Raw genomic sequence first — 4,515 nt, 5'->3', positions numbered from 1 at the left:
TCAAAGGCTGGCACATTATGAACAGCGGCTTCCTCACCGTTGACACCACCATCAAAGGCTGGAGCCTCATGAACTGCACCTTCTTCACCATTGACTGCACCTGTAAATTCTGGGACTTCATGGATTTCTGCTTTTGCTCCATTTTTACCACCAGGGACTCCTGCACCTTCAAGACTTACAGGCAAATTATGCATGCTCTCAATTGCACCATCAATGATTTCTGTAATTTCTTGACCAATATCTTCCTTGTTAACTGCGAAAAGCAATGTTTTTGTATCGTATTGCGTCAAGAAAGTCGCAAAGTTCCCATTTGCCAATTTAAGAACTGGTGGTTGATTCACCAATACTTCAGAATCAAATTCTAGAGCAATGACATTTTTGCTCATCTCCACAGCATTTTTCACAGTTGCTTTTGTTGGAGCAATTCTATCCTTGCTTAAGAAATCCCAGTTGAATTTCTTATAAGATAAGGTGTATTCATTTTGAGTGGCAGTTGCATGCTCATAAAGCAAGCCAAATTCACCATTTCCAAGATCTTGCAATGAGTTATAGGCAAATTTGCCACTTTGAATTGGATTGTGCTTGAGCCAAGTTAAATCTCCATTAGCTTCCACACGCGCTAAGTGTACCAAACCATTGTAACGTCCTGGTCCACCTGCATTGCTGAGGATGATATATTCCTTACCATCGTGCACCGTATGAATGGCAGATATTTGAACGTAGACGTCTTTGACATCTGAATAGCGTTTTACATCTTTTTCCCAAGTCGCTCCGCCATCTTTACTTGTCGCTACTTGAAGATCACCTGTCAATCCACGCATGAAGAGTTTGAGATCTCCATTATTCAACTGCACAACAGTTGACTCAGTATTTTGAGCACCTGGATTATTCATCGTTGAAGAGTGAATTGTTTGGTTGCCTACTGGGCGGTTATCATTGACAGCTTCACCAGCGTGCCAAGTTTCACCATGGTCATCTGAGTAAATGACGCGTGAAGACTGAGAACCACTTAGGTAGGATACGTTATTTGTTGTGTAGGCAGGGATAACCAGACGCCCTTTGTGAGGTCCTGAGTGCAAGGCAATACCCGTACCAGGTCCAGTACCTAAGAAGTGCATCCAGTCCTTACGAATGCCGTATGTAATATCTTTTGGTGCAGACCAAGTTTTTCCATCGTCATCACTATAAGACATCCAGAGATAGTTGGTGTTTGAAACTCTAAAGATATTCTTGTCGCTATAATCGAAGTAGACATTACCAATCAGTTCTTCACCCTTGTAAAGATCACCCTTATCACTATAAGCTGGTTTCTTAGGATCAACTACAACACGGTATTCTGTCTTTCTATTTTCAGGGTCAAAGACTTCACCATTTTCACTGATTGTATAACGTCCTGCTTCACCTTTTTTGTATAGAACCTGATAAACCTTATCTCCAATTTGCTCATAGGCTTGTGGTGCTTTTCCTGGTAAATCTCTAACAGCTTCACCTTCTACGAACATATCAAAAATAGAGAAGATTCTCTTAGTTTTCGGATCTTGGACTAGGGCCATGTCAATGTTGACTGGTGATCCCGCATGAGCTCTTCTGGCATTCTCATTATCACGAGGATTTGAGATGACAATTCTATCTCCCCATGTTTTACCCTTATCATCACTACGACGAACAACCATACCGATATCGCCCCAGTCAGAGTGATGCAAGCGTCTCTCATCTGCACCAGCAATCAAGGTTCCTTTATCCGTTTTCAGCAAGGCTGGAATACGATAGCTTGCGATACCATCTTTATTCGGCTTGCGGTTCTCACCACCTTCAAAAACATCCAGTTTATCAGTAACTTCTGCTCCTTCAGGAAGTTTCTTCTCCAACTCTCCTCTTTCAAAAAGTTGGCTACGTTTTTTAACTTCTTCTGGAGTAAGAGTACGATCATAAACCGTTAGATTACGGACTTTAAGATTAGCACCCCAGAAGTTTTTGCCTGTACGTTTTGTTGTACCGATTTGTACATGATTAACATCTGGCATGTCTTGGATGAAACGACCAGACTGAGGACTTGTTCGCGACAAGACACCATTTACATAGACGCGAACTTGACCTTTTGGTTGGTCTGCATTTGGTCTTTCAACTGTAAAGGTTACTGAGTTCCACTCACCTGGCTTAATCTTCAAAGGAGCAGTTTTATAATCACCATAGAATTGGTTTCCATTGGCATCACGACCTTCAACGATAGCTGTGTTATCGAGGATAGCCATGGTAAAATACTCATTTACTTTGGTATCACTAGAGACTGAGAAGAGGTTGTAAAAACGTGGAGCAGATGCATCTGGTTTGAACTCCATATGGATGGTCGCATTTTGAAGTTTTTTAAGCTTGTCTAGCTCCTCCTTCATGTCAACTCTTTGACCATTTGAAGGATTGGTTTCCACATCCTCTTTTTCAATAACAGTATTGGCATTTTCCAACTCTCTGGCATAAAAGTCACGGGGAATATTTCCAACTTCCTCGTCTTCACTCTCTGTAGCTGGAGTTTCGTTTGATGCTTCTGTTTCTGTTGGTTTTTCAGACCCTGGGTTTGCTTGCAACTCTTCACGACTCACTTCTGTTCCACTATTATTTACTGTGGTTACTTGGCCTGCAAGCTCCTTATCGAGATTCGTCAGACTTCCTGTCTCTACTTCCTTAGGCAATTCTGGCAAAGATTGCCCCGCTGTTTCACCATTCGCTGATGGTACCTCTTGAGCCAAAGCAGGGGCAGCACCAAAAACAACCGCTCCAATCACTACTGAAGCTGCTCCAACTGCAAATTTCCGAATTCCATATCTCTGTTTTCTATCAAAATCTCTCTGATTCATGTTTTCCCTTCCGTTATTTTAAAAAATAAAGCGCTTTCTTTTTTGCTTAAAATTTTTAGCCACTCAGACTAGCTGCAAATAAGAAACTGTATTATTGAATGGAATTGCCATTCTTTGTAAATGAAATGCTGTTGCACTTTTATAAACTCTATGTTAAAAGATTCGCAACTAGCTATACTCCTTTCACTTTTTATCTTAACCATATTATATAATAAATATTCTAAATTTTAGACTTTATAATCTATAATAGATTCTACTTTCAAAGATATTTAGATGTTTCAAACCACCTGAAACTACTTTCTCATTATCTGGGGCACGTAAAGAAAAGCCTGTAGTTCATTTGAAACTACAGAGCTTTTTTTTCAATTTTTAGTGACCAAGATAGGTAAAGGGGATCTCACTATCACACAACCAATTGTAAACTTGATCATTGACATGAACATTCATGGCTTCATGAGCATATTCAGGCATGATACGATAACTCTTTTCACAAGACAAACGGTTGTAAATAGCAAACTGAGTGATTGGATAGCAGACATCGTCATCAAGTCCAGTAATCATCCGAACTTCCCCCTTAATACGATGGGCAAGATTTTTTACATCGATATAGCTAAGTGTTTTCATAATCTGCTCTTCTGTCTCATGGAATGGATCATGGAACTTAAAGTAACGAAAAAGCTCATCATAGGCTTCGCTGGTATTTCCAATCTCTAGCACTCGTCTAAAGTCTGATAAGAATGGATAAATAGCAACTGTACGCTTGATACGTGGATTTAACCCCGCAGCCACTAGAGCCAGCGCTCCTCCTTGAGAAGCTCCATAGCTTGCTAATTGGCCTTCATCCACTTGTGGGAAGCTAGCGACAATCTCAACTAATTGATAAATATCAAGATAAACATCCTTATAGAAGAGTTGCTCTTTTCCTTCTACTGCACCACGAATAATTTGGCCCTTAACTGTATTTCCGAGTGGCGAACGTAACCCATCTTGTGAGTAACCAGACTGACCACGGACATCCATAGATACGACACCATAACCAGCGACTGTAAAGGCTAACATATCTGTCCAATCCCAACAACGTCCCATATAGCCATGGAAGTGAAAAATAACTGGTACTTTATGTTCAGATTTTGGTAAGACCACACGCGCATAAACAAGACCTTCCCGAGTGCCCTTAAAAGTTAGCTCATAACACTTCACATTTGGAATATGAAAATCACGTTCTTCTAGTTGGTAATCTGGCAAGACCGAAACCTTCTCTATTTCCCCATCCCAAAAATCGTCAAAGTCTTGCGGAACTTCATCTCGCCCTCTGTAAGTTTTCATTTCTTCTATTAGTGCTGAATTTCTCATAAAACCCTCCTTAATTTTGTAAACGTTACCATAACTCTAGCACATAAAGGAAGGCAATGCAAGACTGATATTTTAAATAGAAAGTGATTTTAATTTTGAAGATTCATAAAAGCTTATCTGAAAGTAGTTTTATCCATTCCATTCTGTATAAATTCAATACACTTTCAAAGAATAACAGCTTCTTTTCTCTCTCCTCCAAGAGTCATTGAAGACTAGGCTTATACTCAAATCCAAACTAGGTCAGCTTTATCTGCAACCTCAAAGCCGTGCTTTGAGCAACCTGCGGCTAGCTTCCTAGTTTGCTCTTTGA

The 4,515-nt window shown here is 40.2% G+C and carries 2 protein-coding genes; both read right to left on the bottom strand.

All coding sequences use genetic code 11. The features are described 5' to 3' along the window. Positions 1–2,852: SIALI-17 repeat-containing surface protein (locus ADH31_RS03585; protein WP_049509044.1), on the bottom strand; the 2,852-nt coding region annotated here is incomplete at its 3' end. Positions 2,853–3,221: 369 nt separating this feature from the next. Continuing rightward, the gene (locus ADH31_RS03580; protein WP_049509043.1) at positions 3,222–4,205 is read right to left on the bottom strand and encodes an acetylxylan esterase; all 984 of its coding nucleotides are present in this window, start codon (positions 4,203–4,205) and stop codon (positions 3,222–3,224) included. Between the last annotated feature and the right edge of the window lie 310 nt (positions 4,206–4,515).

Source organism: Streptococcus pseudopneumoniae, from assembly GCF_001072375.1.
GTDB classification, from domain to species: domain Bacteria; phylum Bacillota; class Bacilli; order Lactobacillales; family Streptococcaceae; genus Streptococcus; species Streptococcus pseudopneumoniae_L.
The sequence above is the reverse complement of the archived record's forward strand: the minus strand, read 5'-3'. Positions and strand labels throughout refer to the sequence as shown.